The organism is Pseudomonas sp. FME51 (assembly GCF_014897305.1).
Genome location: NZ_JABUYN010000008.1, coordinates 76017 through 97526 on the forward strand (window position 1 = coordinate 76017; position 21510 = coordinate 97526).

22 protein-coding genes are annotated in these 21510 nt (G+C 59.0%); 16 read left to right on the top strand and 6 right to left on the bottom strand.

The window, feature by feature from the left end; genetic code table 11:
• The first annotated feature begins 28 nt into the window (after positions 1 to 28).
• From fghA to INT39_RS14765, 10 genes are all read left to right on the top strand, one after another.
• Entirely contained in the window at positions 29 to 880 is an 852-nt protein-coding gene (gene fghA / locus INT39_RS14720) for an S-formylglutathione hydrolase (RefSeq protein ID WP_193074752.1), read from the top strand.
• A 334-nt stretch (positions 881 to 1214) separates the two neighbouring features.
• Positions 1215 to 1688 (top strand): 2-C-methyl-D-erythritol 2,4-cyclodiphosphate synthase, encoded by a 474-nt coding sequence (gene ispF / locus INT39_RS14725; protein WP_193074753.1) that lies wholly within the window; start codon positions 1215 to 1217, stop codon positions 1686 to 1688.
• A complete protein-coding gene (gene truD, locus INT39_RS14730; RefSeq protein ID WP_193074754.1) occupies positions 1685 to 2749 on the top strand; it encodes a tRNA pseudouridine(13) synthase TruD in 1065 nt (354 codons plus the stop codon). The genes ispF and truD overlap by 4 nt, the downstream gene beginning before the upstream one ends.
• Entirely contained in the window at positions 2749 to 3513 is a 765-nt protein-coding gene (surE, locus tag INT39_RS14735; protein ID WP_193074755.1) for a 5'/3'-nucleotidase SurE, read from the top strand. Before truD ends, surE begins: the two co-directional genes overlap by 1 nt.
• Positions 3506 to 4174 carry a protein-L-isoaspartate(D-aspartate) O-methyltransferase gene (locus INT39_RS14740; RefSeq protein ID WP_193074756.1) on the top strand — a complete coding sequence of 223 codons (669 nt, stop codon included), beginning with the start codon at positions 3506 to 3508 and terminating at the stop codon, positions 4172 to 4174. Before surE ends, INT39_RS14740 begins: the two co-directional genes overlap by 8 nt.
• A 41-nt stretch (positions 4175 to 4215) precedes the next feature.
• Positions 4216 to 5109, top strand: coding sequence for a DUF368 domain-containing protein (locus tag INT39_RS14745; protein WP_193074898.1), 894 nt, complete (start codon positions 4216 to 4218; stop codon positions 5107 to 5109).
• 127 nt (positions 5110 to 5236) lie between these two features.
• Positions 5237 to 5977 carry a peptidoglycan DD-metalloendopeptidase family protein gene (locus INT39_RS14750; RefSeq protein WP_193074899.1) on the top strand — a complete coding sequence of 247 codons (741 nt, stop codon included), beginning with the start codon at positions 5237 to 5239 and terminating at the stop codon, positions 5975 to 5977.
• 175 nt (positions 5978 to 6152) lie between these two features.
• Positions 6153 to 7130 carry an RNA polymerase sigma factor RpoS gene (rpoS, locus tag INT39_RS14755; protein ID WP_226944813.1) on the top strand — a complete coding sequence of 326 codons (978 nt, stop codon included), beginning with the start codon at positions 6153 to 6155 and terminating at the stop codon, positions 7128 to 7130.
• Between the two features lie 159 nt (positions 7131 to 7289).
• Complete coding sequence (locus tag INT39_RS14760; RefSeq protein ID WP_193074901.1) at positions 7290 to 7841, top strand: LemA family protein; 552 nt, start codon at positions 7290 to 7292, stop codon at positions 7839 to 7841.
• Positions 7838 to 8764 carry a GIDE domain-containing protein gene (locus INT39_RS14765; protein ID WP_193074757.1) on the top strand — a complete coding sequence of 309 codons (927 nt, stop codon included), beginning with the start codon at positions 7838 to 7840 and terminating at the stop codon, positions 8762 to 8764. Before INT39_RS14760 ends, INT39_RS14765 begins: the two co-directional genes overlap by 4 nt.
• A gap of 22 nt (positions 8765 to 8786) precedes the next feature.
• On the opposite strand, the gene INT39_RS14770 is transcribed toward INT39_RS14765, so the two are convergent.
• From INT39_RS14770 to INT39_RS14780, 3 genes are all read right to left on the bottom strand, one after another.
• The gene (locus INT39_RS14770; protein ID WP_193074758.1) at positions 8787 to 10826 is read right to left on the bottom strand and encodes a putative bifunctional diguanylate cyclase/phosphodiesterase; all 2040 of its coding nucleotides are present in this window, start codon (positions 10824 to 10826) and stop codon (positions 8787 to 8789) included.
• A 113-nt stretch (positions 10827 to 10939) separates the two neighbouring features.
• Positions 10940 to 11521, bottom strand: a complete 582-nt coding sequence (gene sodB / locus INT39_RS14775) for a superoxide dismutase [Fe] (protein ID WP_193074759.1) — start codon at positions 11519 to 11521, stop codon at positions 10940 to 10942.
• A gap of 174 nt (positions 11522 to 11695) precedes the next feature.
• Entirely contained in the window at positions 11696 to 12307 is a 612-nt protein-coding gene (locus INT39_RS14780) for a LysE/ArgO family amino acid transporter (protein WP_193074760.1), read from the bottom strand.
• A gap of 93 nt (positions 12308 to 12400) precedes the next feature.
• On the opposite strand from INT39_RS14780, the gene INT39_RS14785 reads away from it, so the two are divergent.
• The 3 genes from INT39_RS14785 (at position 12401) to INT39_RS14795 (ending at position 14917) form a co-directional block, all read left to right on the top strand.
• Complete coding sequence (locus tag INT39_RS14785) at positions 12401 to 13276, top strand: LysR family transcriptional regulator ArgP (RefSeq protein WP_193074761.1); 876 nt, start codon at positions 12401 to 12403, stop codon at positions 13274 to 13276.
• Between the two features lie 88 nt (positions 13277 to 13364).
• The gene (locus tag INT39_RS14790; RefSeq protein WP_193074762.1) at positions 13365 to 14279 is read left to right on the top strand and encodes a hypothetical protein; all 915 of its coding nucleotides are present in this window, start codon (positions 13365 to 13367) and stop codon (positions 14277 to 14279) included.
• Complete coding sequence (locus INT39_RS14795; protein ID WP_193074763.1) at positions 14279 to 14917, top strand: ACP phosphodiesterase; 639 nt, start codon at positions 14279 to 14281, stop codon at positions 14915 to 14917. The genes INT39_RS14790 and INT39_RS14795 overlap by 1 nt, the downstream gene beginning before the upstream one ends.
• Here INT39_RS14795 and INT39_RS14800 read toward each other — a convergent pair.
• A complete protein-coding gene (locus tag INT39_RS14800; RefSeq protein ID WP_193074764.1) occupies positions 14848 to 15636 on the bottom strand; it encodes a lysophospholipid acyltransferase family protein in 789 nt (262 codons plus the stop codon). The genes INT39_RS14795 and INT39_RS14800 overlap by 70 nt on opposite strands.
• A complete protein-coding gene (locus INT39_RS14805) occupies positions 15633 to 16388 on the bottom strand; it encodes a GNAT family N-acyltransferase (RefSeq protein WP_193074765.1) in 756 nt (251 codons plus the stop codon). The genes INT39_RS14800 and INT39_RS14805 overlap by 4 nt, the downstream gene beginning before the upstream one ends.
• A gap of 173 nt (positions 16389 to 16561) precedes the next feature.
• Here INT39_RS14805 and INT39_RS14810 point away from each other — a divergent pair, with 173 nt between their 5' ends.
• Together INT39_RS14810 and INT39_RS14815 are read left to right on the top strand one after the other, a co-directional pair.
• A complete protein-coding gene (locus INT39_RS14810) occupies positions 16562 to 17344 on the top strand; it encodes an MBL fold metallo-hydrolase (protein WP_193074766.1) in 783 nt (260 codons plus the stop codon).
• A 12-nt stretch (positions 17345 to 17356) separates the two neighbouring features.
• The gene (locus INT39_RS14815) at positions 17357 to 18514 is read left to right on the top strand and encodes a phospholipase D-like domain-containing protein (protein WP_193074767.1); all 1158 of its coding nucleotides are present in this window, start codon (positions 17357 to 17359) and stop codon (positions 18512 to 18514) included.
• Between the two features lie 30 nt (positions 18515 to 18544).
• On the opposite strand, the gene INT39_RS14820 is transcribed toward INT39_RS14815, so the two are convergent.
• Positions 18545 to 19672 (bottom strand): GGDEF domain-containing protein, encoded by a 1128-nt coding sequence (locus tag INT39_RS14820; RefSeq protein WP_193074768.1) that lies wholly within the window; start codon positions 19670 to 19672, stop codon positions 18545 to 18547.
• Between the two features lie 255 nt (positions 19673 to 19927).
• Here INT39_RS14820 and INT39_RS14825 point away from each other — a divergent pair, with 255 nt between their 5' ends.
• Complete coding sequence (locus tag INT39_RS14825) at positions 19928 to 21451, top strand: fumarate hydratase (RefSeq protein WP_193074769.1); 1524 nt, start codon at positions 19928 to 19930, stop codon at positions 21449 to 21451.
• Positions 21452 to 21510 lie beyond the last annotated feature (59 nt).

Genomic DNA, 21510 nt, shown 5'->3' on the forward strand with positions numbered 1-21510 from the left:
GCCGCTCGTATTGAGTTCGGAGAATTTCATGTCTATCGAGTTGATTTCTGCCAATAAGAGTTTCGGCGGATGGAACAAGCGTTATCGGTATCGCTCGGCGGTGCTGGGTGGCGATACGGTGTTTGGTATCTATTTGCCGCCCCGGGCCGATCAGGGCGAGCCGCTGCCGGTGCTGTATTGGCTGTCTGGATTGACCTGCAACGATGAGAACTTCATGCACAAGGCCGGTGCGCAGAAGCTGGCGGCCGAGCTGGGCGTGGTCATCGTTGCGCCGGACACCAGCCCGCGCGGTGAGGGCGTGCCGGATGATCCTGAAGGTGCCTGGGACTTTGGTCTCGGGGCCGGCTTTTACGTCAACGCGACCGAGCAGCCCTGGGCCGGGCACTACCGCATGTATGATCATGTTGTCAGCGAGTTGCCTGCGGTGATCGAGGCGAACTTCCCGGTCTCGGATCAGCGCAGCATCAGCGGTCATTCCATGGGCGGTCATGGCGCACTGATCTGCGCTTTGAAAAACCCGGGACGTTACCAGTCGGTATCGGCCTTCGCGCCCATCACCAATCCAATGGATTGTCCGTGGGGTCACAAGGCCTTCGGCAATTACCTGGGCAGTGATCGGGAGACGTGGAAGCAGTGGGATACCTGTGCGCTGATCGCCGATGCGCCGGAACGTCTGCCGCTGCTGGTCGATCAGGGTGAGGCGGATAACTTCCTCGCTGAACAACTCAAACCTGAAGCGCTGGAAGCGGCCGCGGCAGCAGCAGGGCATCCATTGACCCTGCGTCGCCAGCCAGGCTACGACCACAGTTACTACTTCATCGCCAGTTTTATCGATGATCATTTGCGCCATCATGCTCGGGCGTTGGGGCGGCTTCTTTGAAAGCATCAGGTGTTTTCGCTGGATTGTGGGGAGGGCAAGGTTGGTCGGCAGGGCGGTGCCGACACGCTGCAAGTACATCCCTGTAAGCTCGCGGTCGCCATCCATGGCGACACGACGGTCGGCCCCACCCTGCCGACCAACCTTGTCCAGAGCCTTTTGTAGGGCTGATGGTTTTAAACCTTCAGCGCCCCAATATCCCGCTGCAGAGGCCACTCAGAACATGAAGCGGCAACAGACCTGAGTCTTCGCAACATGCACAAAACCCCGCAACGCTTCTGCCTGTAACCCGGACGCTGTAATATCCCCTTTCGTTTTTCAGCTCAGCAGGTATTCCATGCGCATTGGTCACGGCTATGACGTCCACCGTTTCGGTGAGGGCGACTTCATTACTCTGGGTGGGTTGCGGATTGCCCATGATCGAGGGTTGGTGGCCCATTCCGATGGAGACGTGGTGCTGCATGCATTGACTGATGCCATTCTCGGCGCTGCCGCGCTGGGCGATATCGGTCGGCATTTCCCCGATACCGACCCGCAGTTCAAGGGCGCCGACAGCCGCGTATTGCTGCGCCACGCCTTGTCGCTGGTACATGCCAAGGGTTGGCAGGTGGGCAACGTGGACGTGACCATCGCCGCCCAGGCGCCGAAACTGGCACCGCATATTGACACCATGTGCCAGCGGGTGGCGGAGGATCTGCAGGTCGAGCTCGATCAGGTCAATATCAAGGCTACTACCACCGAGAAGCTCGGTTTCGTCGGCCGCAAAGAGGGGATTGCCGTGGATGCGGTAGCCCTGCTGCTACCCCGATGAGTAGCGATGACAGCCAGTGGCTGGGTCCGCGAGCGCTGGGTGAGCCCTGCGGGCGGGCGGTGCTCAAGGCGCAGCCGGAGGACTTCCGGGTTACTGAAGTACTTGATATTGAATTGAGCGGGCAAGGTGAACACCTCTGGCTGTTGATTGAAAAACGCGATCTCAATACTGAAGACGTGGCGCGTCAGCTGGCCAAGGCGGCCGGCATCAAGTTGCGCGATGTCAGCTACGCCGGCATCAAGGATCGCCGGGCGATCACCAGTCAGTGGTTCAGTCTGCAGTTGCCAGGGAAAGCCGATCCGGATTTTTCCTCATTGTGGAGTGACGCTTTACACTGCCTTGCCAGTCAGCGCCATTCACGTAAATTGCAGCGCGGCGCGCACAGCGCCAACCGTTTTGTTATCCGCCTGAGCAGTCTGAAGGCCGAGCGCGAGCAGCTGGATGCGCGGTTGCAGACTGTCGCCAGTACGGGTGTGCCGAATTACTTCGGCCCGCAACGCTTCGGTCGTGACGGTGGCAATATAGATCAGGCGCGCCAATGGGCTGAGCGCGGCGGTTTGCCTCCGGCACGTGGGACCCGGTCGCGGTTGTTGTCCACTGCGCGTAGCCTGCTGTTCAACCAGGTGCTGGCGCAACGGGTTGGCGATTCGAGTTGGAATCAGCTGCTGGCCGGCGATTGCCTGGCGTTCACGGATAGCCGCAGCCACTTTTCAGCGGAGCGGCTGGCTGCCGATGATCGGCGCTTCGATGAGTTGGATATTCATCCCACGGGCCCTTTGTGGGGCGTTGGTGAGTTGCCGAGCGCGCAAGCTGTGCAGGTGCTGGAGCAGAGGGTGGCGGCGGCTGAGCCAGTACTGTGCCAGTGGCTGGAAAGTGCCGGGCTTGAACAGCAAAGGCGTATCTTGCGCCTCCCCATAACCGGGCTGACGTGGCATTATCCCTCACTGGATTGTCTTGAAATTGAATTCACCCTGCCGACCGGCTGCTTTGCTACCGCTGTGTTGCGAGAATTGCTGGTGTTGGCTGATGAGCCTGGCGGCGGACTGGAAAGTGAAACCTGATGCGTATTCTCATTGCCAATGATGATGGTGTACTGGCGCCGGGGCTGACAGCCCTGCACGGTGCGTTGCACGACTATGCCGATTGCGTGGTGGTCGCCCCCCATGAAGACCGAAGTGGAGCCAGCAGTGCGTTGACGCTGGACAAGCCGCTGCGCCCCTTCTACCTGGAGAACGGCTTTGTCGGCCTCAATGGCACGCCCACCGACTGCGTGCATCTGGGAGTCAACTCGCTGTTTGCCGATAGCGTCGATATGGTGGTGTCCGGTATCAACCTGGGTGCGAACCTGGGCGATGACGTGTTGTATTCCGGGACAGTCGCGGCGGCGCTGGAAGGGCGCTTCCTGTCCAAGCCGGCCATGGCGTTCTCGCTGGTCAGCCGCCAGACCGACAATCTGCCCGCTGCGGCAGCGATCGCCCGCACGCTGGTTGAGGCTCACGATCAGCTTGATTTGCCACCACGTACTATCCTCAATGTGAATATTCCCAACCTGCCGCTGGAACGCATCAAGGGCATAGTGTTGACCCGGCTGGGGCATCGCGAGCGTGCGGCCAAGCCGGTCAAGTGGACTGACCCCCGGGGCAAGGAAGGTTACTGGATTTCCGTGGCCGGAGACGCCGAAGACGGTGGCGAAGGAACCGATTTCAATGCGGTGATGCAAGGTTATGTGTCGGTTACGCCACTGCGTATCGACAAGACGCATTATGAGGTGTTCGATCATCTGGATGGCTGGCTGGGCAATCTGAGGGCGAAAACCCATGCGTGAGGAGCTCTTGAAGAGCGGGATCGGGATGACCTCGCAGCGCACTCGTGAACGCTTGCTTGCGCGCCTGTTCGAGGAGGGCATCCGCAACCTGCATGTGCTCGAAGCCATTCGCCGTACCCCGCGCCATCTGTTTCTGGACGAGGCGCTGGCCCATCGCGCCTATGAAGATACCGCTCTGCCCATAGGGCACAATCAGACGCTTTCCCAGCCCTATATAGTCGCGCGAATGACCGAATTGCTGCTGGGTGGCGGACCCCTGGACAAGGTGCTGGAAGTGGGTACTGGTTCGGGGTATCAGACCGCCATTCTGGCGCAGGTGGTCGAAAGGGTGTTTTCCGTGGAGCGGATCATGCCCCTGCAGGAGCGAGCCAAGGCGGTACTGAAAGACATCAATATTCGCAACGTGGTATTCCGGCATGCCGACGGTAACTGGGGCTGGCCGCAATACGGACCCTATGATGCGATTCTGGTCACTGCAGCGCCTGCTGAAGTGCCCATGGAGCTGCTCAGCCAGCTGGCGGATCGTGGACGTATGGTGATTCCGGTTGGCGAACATGAACAATTTCTCACTGTAGTCACTCGCGACGGGGATCAATTCATCCGTCAGCAGGTCGAACCTGTACGTTTTGTTCCCTTGCTGGCAGGAGCTATCAGCTTTTGAATCGTCTTTTCTCCGAGTATTTACTGATTTTTTTCAAGGGCATGGCCATGGGCGCTGCCGATGTCGTACCGGGCGTGTCCGGTGGCACCATCGCCTTCATCACGGGTATCTATGACCGGCTTCTGGCAGCTATCGGTGCCTGCACTCCAAATAAACTGGTGTGGCTGCTACGTGGCCGGATTCGGGAAACCTGGCAGTCCATTGATGGTGGTTTTCTGGCGGCTCTGCTGGCCGGGGTGCTTACCAGTGTCGCCACCCTCGCGAACCTGATCAGTTATCTCCTGGAGAAGCACCCGGAACTGGTCTGGTCCTTCTTCTTCGGCTTGATCCTGGTCTCTGTGGTATTGGTGGGTCGGGAAATTCGGCGCTGGAATTTCTGGACCATCTCGGTCTTGCTGGCCGGGGCGGCCTTCGCTTACATGATTACCGTGGCGGTACCGCTGCAATGGCCGGTCAATCCACTGATGATCTTCCTGGCTGGCGCCATTGCCATCTGCGCCATGATTCTGCCTGGTATATCCGGCAGCTTCATCCTGCTGCTGCTGGGCCTGTATGCAGCAGTGCTCGGCGCAGTCAGATCCTTCGATGTGGCCTTGCTGACGGTTTTCGCCTTTGGTTGTCTGGTCGGTATTCTGAGCTTTTCCCGATTGCTGTCCTGGCTGCTGCAACACGCACGCAATGTCACCCTGGCGTTCCTGACAGGGCTGATGCTAGGGTCGCTGAATAAGGTTTGGCCATGGAAGCAAACATTGACCTGGCGAGAAAACAGCCAAGGCGTCATGGAGCCGTTGCAACAGATCAACCTGTTCCCAAGCAATTATGAAGTTCTGACGGGAGCAGGATCTTATTGGATCGGTGGCGTACTGTTGATGCTGGCGGCCATCGTATTGGTGCTGGGGCTGGAGTGGTTCGGCCAGCGCATGCGCCAGGATTGAAGCACCAGTGAAAAAAACCTACCCGCGCGAAATATGGGGGACGATTGTGAGGCAATGGAGCAACAGCAGAGCGGGGTTACCTGCAGTCTTGCTTCTGGCAGCGCTGTTGACAGCCTGCGCGGGTCCCATGGGCAGCGTTCCGGTTGATGATCGCAGCCGCGGCGGTAGCCGTGCAGATCAGGTTACCTCGGGGTCCCATACCGTCCGCCGTGGTGAAACTCTCTATCAGATTGCCTTCCGTTACGGCTGGGACTGGAAAGCCCTGGCTGCCAATAACGGCATGCGTGAACCCTTTACCATCTACCCGGGGCAGCGTATCAGTCTTGCCACCCGGACAGGGGGTGTCACTCGCACTGCCACACCAATACCTTCGGCGAAACCAGCAGCCCGTGGACCGGTGAAGTCCACTCCGGTCTCGGTACCCGCTCCGGTTAAAAGCGTGCCGCAGAAACAACCCGTTACAAATAAACCGCCAGTCAGTCCGGCGCCCGCTGCGCTGACTGGCTGGAAATGGCCGGCCCAGGGCCCGCTCATCGCACGTTTCCAGTCGAACGCCAGTTTGAATAAAGGGATTGATATTGCTGGCGAGTTGGGTCAGCCTGTTCTAGCCGCCGCAAACGGTACGGTTGTGTATGCGGGGCGTGGGTTGCTGGGTTACGGGGACATGATCATCGTCAAACATGATGAGGATTTTCTCAGCGCCTACGCGCACAACAGTCGTTTGCTGGTTAAGGAAGGGGAGCAGGTCAGAGTCGGGCAGAAAGTCGCCGAAATGGGTAACAGTGGCACCGACAGGGTCAAATTGCATTTCGAGATCCGCCGTCGCGGCCAGCCGGTAGACCCCCTTGGTTATTTGCCCAAACTGTGAACTTGCTTCAAGACAAATCGGTATCAGCGTTGTCATAATTTCCAGGCACACTGCAGGGAGCACTGGATTGGCGAAGCGGGGTTGCCAATCCCGGCGATAGTCAGCGGAGGCTGACACGCACCGGATTGTATTATGTGATCCGTTCGTGTTTCGACTGAAGATGGGGCATGCACAAATGGCTGTTAATAATAATGCGTCTGATGATCTCGAACTCGTAGATCAGATCAGGCCGGACGAACCCGAGACCGCCGATGAGCCGGATCGTGTTCGAGTTGCCACTCCTCGCAATCACAAGCGCGAAAATGCGTTTGAATTCACTCGGCAGCTTGATGCCACTCAGATGTACCTCAATGAAATCGGTTTCTCGCCGCTTCTCACTCCCGAGGAAGAAGTCTATTTCTCCCGGCTGGCGTTGAAGGGGGATGAAGCTGGTCGCAAGCGGATGATCGAGAGTAACCTGCGCTTGGTGGTCAAGATTGCCCGTCGCTACATCAACCGGGGGTTGACTCTGCTGGACCTGATCGAAGAGGGTAACCTCGGGCTGATCCGGGCAGTTGAAAAATTCGATCCCGAGCGCGGTTTTCGCTTTTCGACCTACGCCACCTGGTGGATTCGTCAGACCATTGAGCGAGCGATCATGAACCAGACGCGCACCATACGTCTGCCGATTCATGTGGTGAAAGAACTGAATATCTACCTGCGCGCAGCGCGTGAGCTGACCCAGAAGCTCGACCATGAACCAACACCCGAGGAGATCGCCGAGCTGCTGGATCGCCCGGTCGCGGACGTCAAGCGCATGCTTGGATTGAACGAACGGGTAGCCTCGGTAGATGTCTCCCTGGGAGCGGATTCGGACAAGACCCTGCTCGATACCCTGGCGGATGACATGGCTGAGGATCCTCTGGAGCGACTCCAGGATGATGACCTCAATGCCAGTATCGATATGTGGTTGTCGGAGCTGAGCGAAAAGCAGCGGGAGGTCGTCACCCGGCGCTTTGGCTTGCGTGGTCATGAAAGCAGCACCCTGGAAGAAGTGGGCCGGGAGATCGGTCTGACCCGCGAGCGCGTGCGGCAGATCCAGGTTGAGGCCCTCAAGCGTTTGCGCGACATCTTTGAGCAGCATGGCCTGACAGGGGAGTCACTGTTCCAGTGACATTTCGCCACCTCCGTGGCGCCAGTGGCATACGAAAACGGGAACCTGCAGGTTCCCGTTTTTCGTTCCTCCATTCTGTGCGAAGATAAGCCGCACTGCGTCAGGCAGCATGGAAAAGGAGAGTGGCGAATGGATTGGAATCACGTGCCGGTATTGGTAATGGTGGCCGCGTTGATCGTGTTGTTGATCTACGGCATCACCCTGTATAACCAGCTGGTCACCATCAAGCATGCGGTCAGTCGAGCCTGGGCCAATATTGATGTGCTGCTGCGTCAGCGTCACGAGGAGTTGCCCAAGCTGGTAGAGGCCTGCCGGCAGTATATGCAATATGAGCAGAGCACCCTGGAGCGGGTCATCAGCGCGCGCAATGCGGTTAGCCAGGCGCGAGGCCGCTCTGACCTGAAACAGCTGGGACAGGCCGAAACCGCGCTGCGCAGTGGGCTTGGTCAGTTGTTCGCGCTCGCGGAAGGTTACCCTGAGCTGCAAGCCAATACCTCGTTCCAGCACCTGCAACAGCGTATCTCCGGATTGGAGAGCGGCATTGCCGATCGTCGTGAGCTGTATAACGCTGCGGTGAACATCAATAACGTGCGTATCGAGCAGTTTCCCGATGTGCTGGTCGCACGAATGTTTTCTTTCCACTGCGCGGAGTTGTTGCAGTTTTCCGAGGCGGAAAAGGCTGACGTGGATCTTCGCCAGCTGTTCTCATGATCGATCTGTACGGCATTTTTCTGGTTTCCAGAGGCGTACACGCCGCTGCGACCGGAGCAAGCTCATTGCTGGCTCTGTGGTTGCTGTATCGCATGTTCAGCCGTTTGCGCCGAGCCCGCTGGGTTGAGGATACACCAACCTCGAAAATCCGCTCCGCAGCTCAGGGGTTGGTTGAACTGGTCGGGCAAGTGGGGGGAGGGGGGCATGCACCGCTGCTTTCTCCCTTGGCCGGCCGGCCCTGCCTGTGGTATCGCTTCAGCGTGGAGGAGCTGCAGCGCCGGGGCAGGAATACGGAATGGCGCACAGTGGAGCGTGGCAATTCCGATCGACCCTTCCTGTTGCGTGATGAGACTGGCAGTTGCTGGGTCCTGCCCGGCGAGGCAGAGGTTCACCCTCGGCTGCGCAGGCGTTGGGAAGGCCATCGGCGGTGGCCACTGGGAAACAAGGCGCAGACCGGTGTGCTGGGTGCGTTGCTCGGGCGTCGCTACCGTTATACCGAGGAGTATCTGCAAGAGCACGACTTTCTCTATGCGTTGGGTTGGTTCGAGAGTCGCGGTGGTGGCCGAGATGCCATGGATCCGCAGTCGGTGGCGCGGCAGATCATCAGCGGCTGGAAGGCTGACTATCCGGATCTGCTGGCGCGTTTTGATCGCAACCGCGACGGCCAGCTTGATCCGATTGAATGGGAGCGGGTGCGGACGGCGGCTGCTCTCGAGGCGCAACGCCAGATACGCCGCGCGGGAGAATCACCGACAGTGCATGCGCTTGCCAAGCCGCCGCATAAGGGACTGCCTTTTCTCTTGTCTGATCACCATGAAGAGGAGCTCAGTCGCAAGCTGCGGCGCCAGTCGGTCTGGAGCCTGGCTGGCATGTTGATCGCGGGCGGTCTGGCGGGCTGGTTGTGGCTTGCTTTGCTGTATTAAGGATGGCTGGGCGACGTGCGTTTCAGTTGCCCTGTTCATAGTCGCGTAACCACTCGATCAGAGCAGCGGCACTCAATGGGCGGCTGTAGAAGTAGCCCTGGCCCTCGTGACAACCTTCCTGTTGCAGGTAGGTCTGCTGTTCGAGCGACTCCACGCCCTCAGCGATGACCTGCATGTTCAGGTTGCGGCCAAGCTGGATGATGATCCGCACAATGTTCTGGTCGCCCGAGTCGGACAGCAGGTCGTGGGTGAAGCTCTTGTCGATCTTGATCTTGTCCAGCGGCAATCTGCGCAGATAGCTGAGTGATGAGTAGCCAGTACCGAAATCGTCCAGTGCGATCAAGACACCGGTGCGCTTCAGTTCATTCAGGTGCCGGGCCGCGGCAGGAATGTCTTCCATCAAGCCGGTTTCGGTGACTTCCAGTTCCAGGCTGTTGCGCGGCAGCGCATAGCGCTGCAGCACTTGGGTGACCATCATTGCCAGGCCGGGGTGATGTAGTTGTACGGTCGAGAGATTGACCGACATGCGCAGATGCGTTCGGCCCGCGTCGTGCCATTCCCGCAGTTGTCGGCAAGCCTGATCCAATACCCATTCACCGATGGCGATGATGGCCCCGCTCTGTTCCGCCAACGGGATAAACAGATCCGGTGGCACCAGGCCGCGGTCGGGGTGATGCCAGCGTAACAGCGCTTCGACGCCCACCACCCGATGATCGGCCAGATTGACCTGTGGCTGATATACCAGATGAAATTCATTGCGCGGCAGCGCTTCGCGCAAGCTTGAGGCCAGCTCGCGGCGCACGCGCATTTCGCTGTCCACACTGGCTATATAGAACTGGTAGCGGTTTCGTGAGCGGACCTTGGCTAACATCATGGTCTGTTCGGCCTTCTGCAGCAGTTTCCCTGCATCCCTGCCGTCTTCAGGGAACAGGGTAATGCCTGCGGTGGCCTGAATGGTTATCCGGTGTTTGTCTATCAGGAGCGGCTGGCCGAGTTCTTCAAGCATCTGTTGCGCCAGCTCGGCTACCTCGTAGGGCTCGTCGACATCGGGGATGACCAAGGCGAACTGATCACCGCCGAGGCGAGCGATACTGGCCAGTCGTCCGCTGTGCGAGCGCAGACGTTCGGCCACGGCGATCAGTACATGGTCGCCGACCTGATAGCTGAACTTTTCATTTACTTCCTTGAAATCATCCAGTCCGCAGCACAGTACAGCGACGCTGCGTTGGCGGCGGTCGGCCTCGGCAAGAATCCGTATCAGTTGGTCCAGCAACAGGCTGCGGTTGGGCAGGCCGGTCAATTGATCATGCCGGACCATGTGGCGCATGCTGGCTTCTGCCTCGTGGCGTTGGCTGCGGTTGCGCTCGATGGAGTCCAGCAGTTCGTTGACCTTGGTGATCCACAGCCCCAGTTCGTTCTTTTCGTGGCCGGTCAACACGGGGATCAGTATTCTGCCCGGTTGTTCGGGGTTGATATTGGCGATGTGATCGAGGATGCGAGCCAGCGGGCGGGTCAACAGGACGTGGTATACCAGATAGACCGCGACGGCCATCAGCAGGGCGCGCAGCAGGCCGGTAATCAGGATGATCAGCGAATTGCGCAGGAAAACCTGGCCATAGGGTGCGGTGTCCAGCGTCAGTCGCAGGTCACCATAAAATTCGTTATAGGGTGCGCGACCATAAAGCCCCGTGCTGAAACTTTGCTCGACATCAAGCACCAGGTCGGTGAGATAACGATAGGAAGAATCGTCCAGCGGGCGTTCGCGACTGGCAAGAGGGGCTTCATCCGGGTGACCGATGGCAGCGAAGCGGACTGCCTTGTGGGCGAACAGGCCTTCAATGACCTGAGTGGCCATCTCCTTGTCGAGACTGAATATCGCCTGGCTGGCCGGATCATGAAACATGGCCAGAATCTGGTTGGCATCTCGAGCGATAGCCTGCCGTTCAGTGCGTAGATCGAACAATATCTGGGCCAGGCTCAACAACATGCCTATCAGTAGCGCCCATAACAACACCAGCTTCAAAAGCTTGACTGAAAGACTGTGCCGGCGATCCACTTTCAACTCAGGCTGTCCTTTTCTCTGTTTACCGCATCATGCATTCGTAACTGAGGTGGCGCAACCGCTGAAAACAAAACACCCCGCACGGGGCGGGGTGTTTTGAAGGGAAACCAGACTCAGCCAGCGAAGTTTTTCGCGACGAAGTCCCAGTTGACCAGATTCCAGAACGCTTCGACATATTTCGGGCGGGCGTTGCGGTAATCGATGTAGTAGGCGTGTTCCCAAACGTCACAGGTCAGCAACGGAGCGTCGCCGGAAGTGATCGGGTTGCCGGCGCCAATGGTGCTGGCCAATGCCAGGGAACCGTCAGCTTTCTTCACCAGCCAGCCCCAGCCGGAACCGAAGGTGCCAATGGATGTTTTGCTGAACTCTTCCTTGAACGCGGCAAAGGAGCCGAACGCCTTGTTGATAGCCTCAGCCAGCTCGCCGGTAGGCTCGCCGCCGCCATTGGGGCTCAGGCAGTTCCAGTAGAAGGTGTGGTTCCACACCTGTGCTGCGTTGTTGAATACGCCGCCGCTGGAGGTCTTGATGATCTCTTCCAGGCTCTTGCCTTCGTAATCGGTACCAGCGACCAGATTGTTCAGGTTGACCACGTAAGTGTTGTGGTGCTTGTCGTGGTGATATTCCAGAGTCTCGGCGGAAATGTGCGGCTGGAGGGCGGTTTTTTCATAGGGAAGTGCAGGTAATTCGAAAGGCATGGTCTCTCTCCATCTTCAGGTTATCGGGGTCGCTTCAGTATTGCGCAGTCCTGGCCGGGGTCTCTTCACGCCAGTCAATGACAGGCGCCGCCCCTGTTTATAGCAGCCAAGATCATAGCATTCTGTATCGGGGCTAGCCATGTTGCATCAGCCTCTGTTGGATCGATTGATCTGTCACGCGGGCCAGGCCAGGGTCCAGGCGACCCGCAGCATCATCGCGGCGACACCGAGGTCGATCAGCCGCCAGGTAAGTGGGCGGCGCAATACCGGAGCCAATCTGGCTGCACCGAGCGCCAGACTGAAGAACCAGACCACGGACGCACTTGCTGCACCGAGGGCGAACAGCCCCGGCAGGCTTTGCTGGGCCCCCACTGAACCGATAAGCACCAGGGTATCGAGATAGACATGGGGGTTGAGCAGGGTGACTGCAAGAGTGGCCAGCAGGACAGTGCGGCGTGAGCGTTCTGGCCGGTCGGCAGCCATGCCGATCAAGCCCTGGTTGCCCAGGGCGCGGTGCAATGCCCGCAGCGCGTAGCCGACCAGAAACACGATGCCGCCCCAGCGCGTGACCTCCATCGCCAGCGGATATTGCTGCAGTAACGAGGCCAGGCCAAAGGTGCCGGCGGTCACCAGCAAGGCATCGCAGGTCATACAGACCAGCGCTGCGCTGAGGTGGTGCTCCCGGCGTAATCCCTGGGCCAGAACAAAAGCGTTCTGCGCCCCTATGGCCATGATCAGGCCGGCTGCGACCAGAAAACCATTTATATAACTGCCGAACCCTTGCATGCCATATTCCATTGTGAAAAAGAGAAGTGGCAGTCTGCGGTGTTATTGAATATAAGAGAAACCAATATTGCTGATGGGATATAAGAATATTTCATGCTGGACTACAAGTTATTACAGGCGCTGGCGGCGATAGTGGAGGAGGGTGGTTTCGAGCGGGCCGCGCGGATGCTTGGGCTATCCCAGTCGGCGATCTCCCAGCGCATCAAGCTGCTGGAGTCGCGGGTTGGGGCACCGGTGCTGCTCAGAGCCACACCGCCCGCACCGACGGAAACGGGCAGAAAGCTGCTCAACCATGTGCAACAGGTGCGATTGCTGGAGCGCGACCTGCAGCGGGAAGTGCCTATGGATGACGAGGCTGATGTCGCACCGCGCCTGCGCATTGCATTGAATGCCGATAGTCTGGCGACCTGGTGGGCTGGTGCGGTGGCTGACCTGTGTGAAGCGCAGAATCTGCTGCTGGAGCTGCTGGTCGATGATCAGGACGTCGGGCTACGCCGCATGCGTGCGGGAGAAGTGGCCGGCTGCGTCTGCGCTACGGAGCAACCGGTGGCAGGTGCGCGTTCTTTGCCATTGGGTGCGATGCGCTATCTGGCGGTGGCCAGCCCGGCGTTCATGGCGCGGTATTTTGCCGAGGGGGTCAGTCATGCAGCGCTGCGCCGTGCACCGGTGATCGTTTTCGGGCCGGATGATCAGCTGCAGCACCGATTTCTGGCCGGGTGTGGCTTCACTGAGAATTTCCCGCATCATCTGTGTCCGTCATCGGAAGGGTTCGTGCGGCTGATCGATGCCGGGCTGGGTTGGGGATTGGTGCCCGCGCTGCAGATTCACTCGGAACTCGCCGCCGGCAGATTGCAGGAAGTATTACCTGGCAATCCGGTGGACGTACCGTTGTACTGGCATTATTGGCGCAATGGTGGACGGCTTCTGGAAGCGCTGACCGACCAGCTTGCGCGCACGGCGTTGCAATGAATCCCTGGGGCGGTATGGGTGGTCAGGGGGCTGCTCAGCGAGCAGAATAGAGGTAGATGAGAAGTGAGGTATAACCGCAGAGGATTGTATGGGTGATGATGATATCCGGGACCTCCCGGGAATTCGCGCAACCGATGATGATCGGGTAACCGCACAGCCGGGAGCGCGTCGCACAGACGCGGAGCCGCCCGTGGTGCGGGCCCGGCGCGAACTGCCGCCGCGCCGACAGCGCAATGGCGCGCTCTGGGCGGTTTGCCTGAGTCTGCTGATTGCTTTGGTCGGGCTGGGCTACTGGAGTCATCAGCAGCAGACCCGTCTTCAGCACCAGTTGGTGGCGACCCAGGAAAGCTTTGCGCGGATCAGTGAGGAAGCGGCGGGTCGGTTGCAGGACATCAGCGGCAAGGTGGTGGCCACCGAGTCCAGTCTGAGCCAGAACGAGCAGGCTCGTATACAACAACTCAACCAGCTGCAAAAGCGGGTAGAGCAACTGACCACGGCCCAACAGACCCAGCAGGAGCGACTGCAGGAGCAGCAACAGGGGCTGGAACGGTTGCAACAGGCGGATGTTGCCCAAGTGCAGCGGTTGACGGCGCTGGATAGCTTGGCAGATACACTCGGTGAGCAGGTCGAGCGCCAGCAGCAAGCCTCCACCGAGCTGGCGCAAAAGGTGGAGTCAGCCAGCTCTGCTCAGGCCGCCTTGCGCAGCGATCTGGAAAAATCCAATGAGCGGCTGCAGGCGCTGGCCAAACTGGAACGCCAACTGGCCGAGCAGGATACCCAGTTGGCTCGCCAACGTGGCGAACTGGAGGCATTGCTGCAGGCATCAGCCGGTGCCAGTCTGGAGCAGGAAATGCTGGTGCTGCGCAGTGAGATCGATGAACGGTTGGCCATGACCGAGGACTCGTTGCAGGCCATCGACAGCTTCCGCCTGCAAACCAACCGCAGTATCTCCACGCTACGCAATCAGCTCGGCAATCTCCAGCAACAGCTGGGTCAGCGCTGATGAATTTTCTCGCCCATCTGCGACTGGGACCGGACGACCCGCAGCAGGCACTGGGTGGGCTGCTCGGTGACTTCGTCAAGGGACCTGTGGCCTCCATGACCTTGCCGGACCCGGTGCGACAGGGTATCTGGTTGCATCGGCGTATCGATGCTTTCACTGACCAGCATCCGCTGGTACTGCGCAGCAAGGCGCGGGTCAGTGGCGAGCGGCGGCGCTACGCCGGGATCATGGTCGATATGTTCTATGACCATCTGCTGGCGCGCCACTGGCATCAGTTTGATGACCAGCCACTGGCTGTGTTCACCGCCCGCATGTACCAGGCGGTGCTGACTCAGCAGACGCTGATGCCAGAGCGGGCGCGAACGGTTCTGGTACGCATGGCCGAGCAGGACTGGCTAGGCAGTTATGCTGATCTGCAGAACCTGCATCAGGCGCTGAACAACATGGCCCGGCGCTTGCGTCCGGCTAACCCGCTGCCGGGCGCGGTTCACGAGCTGGAGCGGGATTATTCAAGCTTCGAGGCCGATTTTCTGGAATTCATGCCCGAGGTGATCGCCTTTTCCGAGGCTCAGGCGGCCGCGCTCAGGGAATCGGCAGATTGGCAGTTGCTGCTGCCGTCTTCCAGTCCCAGCGCCTGAATCACCGCCTGCCGGGCGCTGCGCGCCAGCTCGTTGCGTCCAGCGTGGTTGCTGTTGATCAATGGCAGGAAGTGCAGCTCCACATCAATGACCGAGGAGCCCAGCAAGCGCCATAAATGGCGGGAAAACTCATCATTGTCGATAAACGGGGCAATTGTATCCCGTCGGTCATCGCGGCGGTAAGCCAGAGCTATCGGCTGAATCGGCAGGCTCTGCTCAACGGCGCAACCTAGCAGCCGACCGTGAAAAGTACGGACCCGGTCACCGGCAGTGGTGGTGCCTTCGGCGAAGATCATCAGGTTATGGTCCCGCTGCAGGACATCACCCAGGCGCTGGTTCAGGCTGTCACTGCTGGCCTGCCCGCGCTGGATGAACAGGGTGCCTGCTCGATCCGCCAGCCAGCCCAGCAGGGGCCATCGGCGTACTTCGGCCTTGGCCACAAAACGCACCGGTGCGCGGGCACCAAGCACGATGATATCCAGCCAGGACACATGGTTGCCGATCCACAGGGCGGTACTGGGTACCGGCTGGCCGTGGCAGTGAATGCGCAGCGGCAACAAGCCAAGCAGGCCGCTCATCCACAGACAGGTAATGCGCTGGCGTGGCGGCTCACGCCACCGGACAGGAAGCAATTGGAGCAGCACGGTCAGCAGCAGGCCGAGTAGTACCCAGAGCGCCACGGCGGGTGCCCGCCACAGGCGATGTACTCGCGATATCAACTGACGGCCTTGAAATGGCGGGCATAACGCGGGCACAGCTGTTCCCGGTGCAAGAGGATGAACACGTCGGCGACGTTGAACTCCGGGTCCCAGCAGGGCTCGCCGCAGATCTTCGCTCCAAGGCGTATATACGCCTTTAGCAGGGGCGGTAACTGGGCAGTGATATTGCTCGGCAGATGCAGTTCGGCAAGCGGGCGTCGTGGTATCGCATTCAACCACTCGCGGCTGAGATGGCGCTCGCGCAGCCGTTGCATGATGGCATGCGCCTGAATGCCGCCATCACCCATGCCGATGCTGGCACACCCCATCAGGAAGCTGTAGTTGCGCTCTTTCATCAGTTGCGCCAGTCCTGACCAAAGCATCGAAATGGTCGCGCCATCGCGATAGTCTGCGTGCACGCAGGTGCGACCGATTTCCAGTATCGGCCCATGCAGATGACGGAGCCCCACCAGCTGGAATTCACCCTCGCTGTAAAAGCCGCCAGCCCGGCCTGCACCATTGCTGTCGAGCAATCGGGTGGTGGCAACAACCTGACCACTGTATCGGTCGCGTACCAGTAGATGCTCGCAGTGAACATCAAACTCGTCATGATCCAACCCGTCGAGCGGACTGTGCAGACTGGCTCCACACTCTTCGCTGAAGATGGCGTAGCGAAGCGCCTGTGCCTCCCTGAGCCTGGCGGGGTCGGTGGTCAGCTCGATCATCAGCGGAGCTGAACTGACCTGCTCTCTTGCCTGTGCTACATGCGTCATCACTACCTCCAGCGCAGCATCGATCCTGAGATCATGCTGAACAATCGCCATGTCACGAACATGAACACTATGTGGCGGTTGGGTGACACTGGCCGGAGCTTGACCCAGATCAGTATGTCGGTGGAACTCCTCGCTTATAAAGGCGCCCGTGAAACTCAAGACAAGGAGATGACATGTCGAGTACCCCGAGGGTGCTGTTTGATAACGGCCCGCACAAAGTGTTGTGTTTCGATCAGTTGGTGACCGGAGACGGCGTGCAATCGAACCAGTTTCTGATCATCGATCATGACCAGCATGCATTGTTGGATCCGGGTGGCGATCTGACCTATATGCCGCTGTCGCTGGCATTGAGTCAGCAGATATCCCTGCGTGATCTGACTTATGTGTTCGCCTCGCATCAGGACCCCGATATTATTTCTTCGCTGGACAAGTGGTTCTTGCATACCAATTGCATGGTGGTCTGCTCGACACTCTGGGCGCGCTTTCTGCCGCACCTGTCCGCTGCCTTCCTGACCAGAGCATCCGGCAAGAGCACCACTGAACGCATGATTGCCGTCCCTGACCGGGGCCAGAATATTCCGCTGGGTGACTGTGTGATCAAAGCGTTGCCGGCGCACTTTCTGCATTCGGTAGGTAACCTGCAGTTCTATGATCCGATCAGTGGGATTCTTTTTTCCGGGGATATGGGGGCATCCCTGGTTGATGATGCCGAGCCGGTTACCGATTTTGCTGCGCACCTGCCGACCATGGAAGGTTTCCATCGACGTTACATGGCAGGTAACAAGGCCTGTCGCCTGTGGGCGAATATGGTTCGCCAGCTCCGGCCGAAGATGATAGTACCGCAGCATGGCAGTCCATTTGTCGGGACTGCTATGATCAATACGTTTCTTGATTGGATCAGCCAGCTGCAATGCGGCATGGACCTGATGGAGCAGGACGATTACCGGATACCCTGACGGCAGGTGATAATGGCGGCCTCGATCTATCCATGGCGTGAAGACAATAGCTTCGAACTGATGATGGACGGGGACTGCTTCTTCCCGAGGATGCTGCAAGCCATGGACCAGGCGTGCTTCAGCATCGACATCGAGCTGTATCTGGTCGAATCCGGACGCAGTACCCAGCGGGTCATGGATGTCCTGCTGCAAGCGGTCGCCCGCGGCGTGAAGGTGCGCTGCCGCTTTGACGGCCTTGGCAGCCGTGAGCTGCAGGAGGCCGATCGTCAAGGATTGATACAGGGCGGCGTTGAATTGCGATTCTATAACCCGTTGAACCTGCTGGGCGGGCGCTCCAACCTGCATCGCGACCATCGCAAATTGGTCATTGTTGACGATAACGTGGCATTTATCGGCGGCGCCGGGTTTACCGATGACTTCTGCATCCCCGGCCCGCAGGGTCATTGTCTCTGGCATGAACAGATGCTGAAAGTGTGTGGGCCGGTCGTGGCGGACTGGGTGGAGTTGTTTGAGCGTCAGTGGCGGACCACCGAGCGGCATAATGGCAGGCAACCGGCGCGTCTGCGTCGAGTGCGCGTGCCGCCACATCCGCCGAAGGCCGATGGCCTGGCGCGGGTATCGCTCACCGATGGGCGTACTCACCGAGAAATGGTCCAGGCGTTGCTTGCCAGTATTGCCAGGGCCGAACGCCGGGTCTGGCTGGCTACACCTTATTTTGCGCCGACCAGGCGCATTCGCCGGGCGTTGACCCGGGCCGCTCGGCGCGGAGTGGATGTTCGCTTGCTGCTGTGTGGCGAGGTGACCGATCATCCGGGCGTACGCTACGCCGGCCAACGTTATTACAAGCGGTTGCTGGCTGCCGGTATACGGATCTTTGAGTACCAGCCGCGCTTTCTGCATCTTAAAACGGTGTTGGTTGATGATTGGGTGAGTCTAGGTTCATCAAACTTCGATCACTGGACACTGCATTGGAATCTGGAAGCCAATCAGAACATTATCGACAGTGAGTTGGTCCTGACGGTGGAGCAGAGCTTCCTAACTGATTTTGCCGAGTCGCGGGAATGGACGTTGAATGACTGGTTGACCTTGCCATGGGGGCACCGCATGAAGATCCGCCTGTGGGGATTGATCAATCGCACGGCCATTGTCTGGCTGGATATCAGGCGCTGATATCCAATCGACAGAATGGGCGTGGCGGCTTCAGGCATAGACGTCCTGGTGCGTTCTGGAGCAATTGCGGCCACCTGCCTTGGCCCGGTACAGAGCTTCATCTGCCTGGCTGATGCGCACTTCGAGACTGTCTTCCGGATGGATCAGACAGAGTCCGGTAGACATGGTGCATTGCACACCTTCCGGCAGAGAAGGGTAGCGCGCGTTGGCAAAGCTCAGGCGAATGCGTTCCACACAATGTTGCAGCGTGGCGAGATCACAATTGCCCAGCAGCACCACGAACTCTTCGCCGCCGAATCGGGCGACCATATCGTCGCCGCGCAGGTTGGTACGGGCGATATGCGCAAAGCTCTGCAACACCTCATCACCCGCGGAATGGCCATACAGATCATTGATGCGTTTGAAATGGTCCAGATCGATCAGGGCCAGCCCCAGGGTCTGACCATTGCCCAGCAGGGCCATACGGCGTTGCACTTCATCGAGAAAATGGCGGCGGTTCGGCAGCCCTGTGAGGGTGTCGGTAGTGGCGAGATTCTGCAGCTGCTCCATCATTCCGCGCAACGATTGCTGATGCTGCTGCAAGGTGGTGTGGCGTTGTTGCAGGCGCTCGCGCAACTCTCGAATATAGCTGCCGAGAATGGTCAGCCAGAGCATGAAGCAGGCGAGTACGAACCATTCCAGCAGCGCAATGGACAGCGTCTGCGGATAGAGCTCGAAGCGCATGTTGATAACGATGAGGCTGCCATAACAGACCAGCGCAAACGCAGCGTGGGCCAGGTAGGCAAGGCGCGACAGCTGGAATACACCGAACAGCAGAATCAGACAATAAGCCACCAGAATGGTGTTGCGTACCGGGCCGGCCAGGGCCAACAGGTAGGTCTGTAGCAGCAGGGCAACAATGATCTGTGCGCTGGTCAGACTGGGGTCTTTGAAGCGTAGATTTTGCCCGGTCTTGAACATGAAGAAGAAAATGGCCTGGGTGCCAAAGCCGAACAGATAATGACTCATTGCCATGGCGTTACTGCCGCTATAGGTGCCAGTAGCCCAGGTGGTTGCTATGACGAGATAACATATTCCGTATATCAGCTGCGCCAGGTAGAAGCGCTGCAGGCGCAACGCTTGAAAGCGGGCCTGTCGATCAAAGTCCATTTCAGTCATCTTGGATTCTTTATTAATGGCATACTAACATCACTGTAGCTATCCCTGTCAGGTTTTCCCAGCTTTTTTACCTTGTTATAGCCCAAAGCTATCAGCTCAACGGCTGCCCCGGATTCGCCAGCTCGGGTATACTCTGTCGCCTGCTTTCATTCAGCCGGGGTCTATCGGCCCGGCCCAAGCATCCGTGAACCTGGTCGCATCGCCATTCCTCGGCGAGCCTGCGGCCAGCAAGCCTATAGAGGAGCCTGTCCGAGAATGGCCGTAATCAAGCAAGATGACCTGATCCAAAGCGTTGCCGGTGCACTGCAATATATCTCCTATTACCACCCCGTAGATTTCATTCAGGCTGTGCATCAAGCCTACCTGCGTGAAGAGTCCCCGGCGGCGCGTGATGCCATGGCGCAGATCCTGATCAACTCGCGCATGTGCGCCACTGGCCACCGGCCCATCTGTCAGGACACCGGCATCGTCACCGTATTTGTCAAGGTCGGCATGAACGTCCGTTGGGACGGTGCGACCATGGGTATTGACGACATGATCAACGAAGGTGTTCGTCGCGCCTACCAGTTGCCCGAGAACGTGCTGCGCGCTTCCATCCTGGCCGACCCGGCGGGTAAGCGTACCAATACCAAGGACAATACGCCGGCGGTGATCCACTATCAATTGGTCCCCGGTGATACTGTCGAATTCCATGTTGCGGCCAAGGGTGGCGGTTCCGAGAACAAGGCGAAAATGGTCATGCTCAACCCATCCGACTCCATCGTCGACTGGGTGATCAACACCGTACCGACCATGGGTGCCGGCTGGTGTCCGCCGGGTATGCTCGGCATCGGTATCGGCGGTACCGCCGAGAAGGCTGCGGTGCTGGCCAAGGAATCACTGATGGAGCCGATCGACATTCACGAGCTGCGCCAGCGCGGCCCGCAGAATCGCGTCGAGGAACTGCGTCTGGAAATCATGGACAAGGTCAACGGACTGGGCATCGGTGCTCAGGGTCTGGGTGGCCTGACCACGGTGCTGGATATCAAGATCATGGATTACCCGACCCACGCCGCCAGCCTGCCGGTGTGCATGATCCCCAACTGCGCTGCCACCCGTCACGCGCATTTTGTACTTGATGGCAGTGGTCCGGCCGAACTGGCTCCGCCGCCCATGGATGCCTACCCGGACATTACCTGGGAAGTCGGCAGCGGTGTGCGTCGTGTCAACCTGGATACGCTGACCCCTGAAGACGTGCTGAGCTGGAAAACCGGCGAGACAGTATTGTTGTCCGGCAAGATGTTGACTGGTCGTGATGCTGCGCACAAGCGCATGGTCGATATGCTGAACAAGGGCGAAGAACTGCCGGTGGATCTGAAAGGCCGCTTCATCTATTACGTCGGCCCGGTTGATCCGGTGCGTGACGAAGCCGTTGGACCAGCCGGCCCGACCACGGCCACACGGATGGACAAGTTCACTCGCCAGATCCTGGAGCAGACCGGGTTGCTGGGCATGATCGGTAAATCCGAACGGGGTCCCACCGCCATTGACGCCATCAGAGATAACAAGGCGGTGTATCTGATGGCTGTCGGCGGCGCTGCCTATCTGGTATCCCAGGCAGTCAAGAAAGCCAAGGTGTTGGCCTTCCCGGAGCTGGGCATGGAAGCTATCTACGAATTCGACGTGCAGGACATGCCGGTCACAGTGGCAGTCGACAGCAGCGGTGAGTCAGTGCATATCACCGGTCCGCAGATCTGGAAGCAGAAGATTGCTGACAGTCTGGCGGTGGAAGTGCAGTAATATCTGAGGCGCACAAAAAACCCGGTTCGAAGACCGGGTTTTTTGTGCGTGCTATCTGC

Excerpts from the sequence above, each read along its gene's own strand:
- INT39_RS14815 (WP_193074767.1), top strand. The coding sequence starts at position 17,357 with ATGGCGGCCTCGATCTATCCATGGCGTGAAGACAATAGCTTCGAACTG.
- sodB (WP_193074759.1), bottom strand. The coding sequence starts at position 11,521 with ATGCCTTTCGAATTACCTGCACTTCCCTATGAAAAAACCGCCCTCCAG.
- INT39_RS14745 (WP_193074898.1), top strand. The coding sequence starts at position 4,216 with ATGGCCATGGGCGCTGCCGATGTCGTACCGGGCGTGTCCGGTGGCACC.
- INT39_RS14760 (WP_193074901.1), top strand. The coding sequence starts at position 7,290 with ATGGTGGCCGCGTTGATCGTGTTGTTGATCTACGGCATCACCCTGTAT.
- surE (WP_193074755.1), top strand. The coding sequence starts at position 2,749 with ATGCGTATTCTCATTGCCAATGATGATGGTGTACTGGCGCCGGGGCTG.
- INT39_RS14790 (WP_193074762.1), top strand. The coding sequence starts at position 13,365 with ATGGGTGATGATGATATCCGGGACCTCCCGGGAATTCGCGCAACCGAT.
- INT39_RS14765 (WP_193074757.1), top strand. The coding sequence starts at position 7,838 with ATGATCGATCTGTACGGCATTTTTCTGGTTTCCAGAGGCGTACACGCC.
- INT39_RS14805 (WP_193074765.1), bottom strand. The coding sequence starts at position 16,388 with ATGACGCATGTAGCACAGGCAAGAGAGCAGGTCAGTTCAGCTCCGCTG.
- fghA (WP_193074752.1), top strand. The coding sequence starts at position 29 with ATGTCTATCGAGTTGATTTCTGCCAATAAGAGTTTCGGCGGATGGAAC.
- INT39_RS14780 (WP_193074760.1), bottom strand. The coding sequence starts at position 12,307 with ATGCAAGGGTTCGGCAGTTATATAAATGGTTTTCTGGTCGCAGCCGGC.
- INT39_RS14795 (WP_193074763.1), top strand. The coding sequence starts at position 14,279 with ATGAATTTTCTCGCCCATCTGCGACTGGGACCGGACGACCCGCAGCAG.
- INT39_RS14810 (WP_193074766.1), top strand. The coding sequence starts at position 16,562 with ATGTCGAGTACCCCGAGGGTGCTGTTTGATAACGGCCCGCACAAAGTG.
- INT39_RS14740 (WP_193074756.1), top strand. The coding sequence starts at position 3,506 with ATGCGTGAGGAGCTCTTGAAGAGCGGGATCGGGATGACCTCGCAGCGC.
- INT39_RS14750 (WP_193074899.1), top strand. The coding sequence starts at position 5,237 with ATGGGCAGCGTTCCGGTTGATGATCGCAGCCGCGGCGGTAGCCGTGCA.
- truD (WP_193074754.1), top strand. The coding sequence starts at position 1,685 with ATGAGTAGCGATGACAGCCAGTGGCTGGGTCCGCGAGCGCTGGGTGAG.
- INT39_RS14785 (WP_193074761.1), top strand. The coding sequence starts at position 12,401 with ATGCTGGACTACAAGTTATTACAGGCGCTGGCGGCGATAGTGGAGGAG.
- ispF (WP_193074753.1), top strand. The coding sequence starts at position 1,215 with ATGCGCATTGGTCACGGCTATGACGTCCACCGTTTCGGTGAGGGCGAC.
- INT39_RS14825 (WP_193074769.1), top strand. The coding sequence starts at position 19,928 with ATGGCCGTAATCAAGCAAGATGACCTGATCCAAAGCGTTGCCGGTGCA.
- rpoS (WP_226944813.1), top strand. The coding sequence starts at position 6,153 with ATGGCTGTTAATAATAATGCGTCTGATGATCTCGAACTCGTAGATCAG.
- INT39_RS14820 (WP_193074768.1), bottom strand. The coding sequence starts at position 19,672 with ATGACTGAAATGGACTTTGATCGACAGGCCCGCTTTCAAGCGTTGCGC.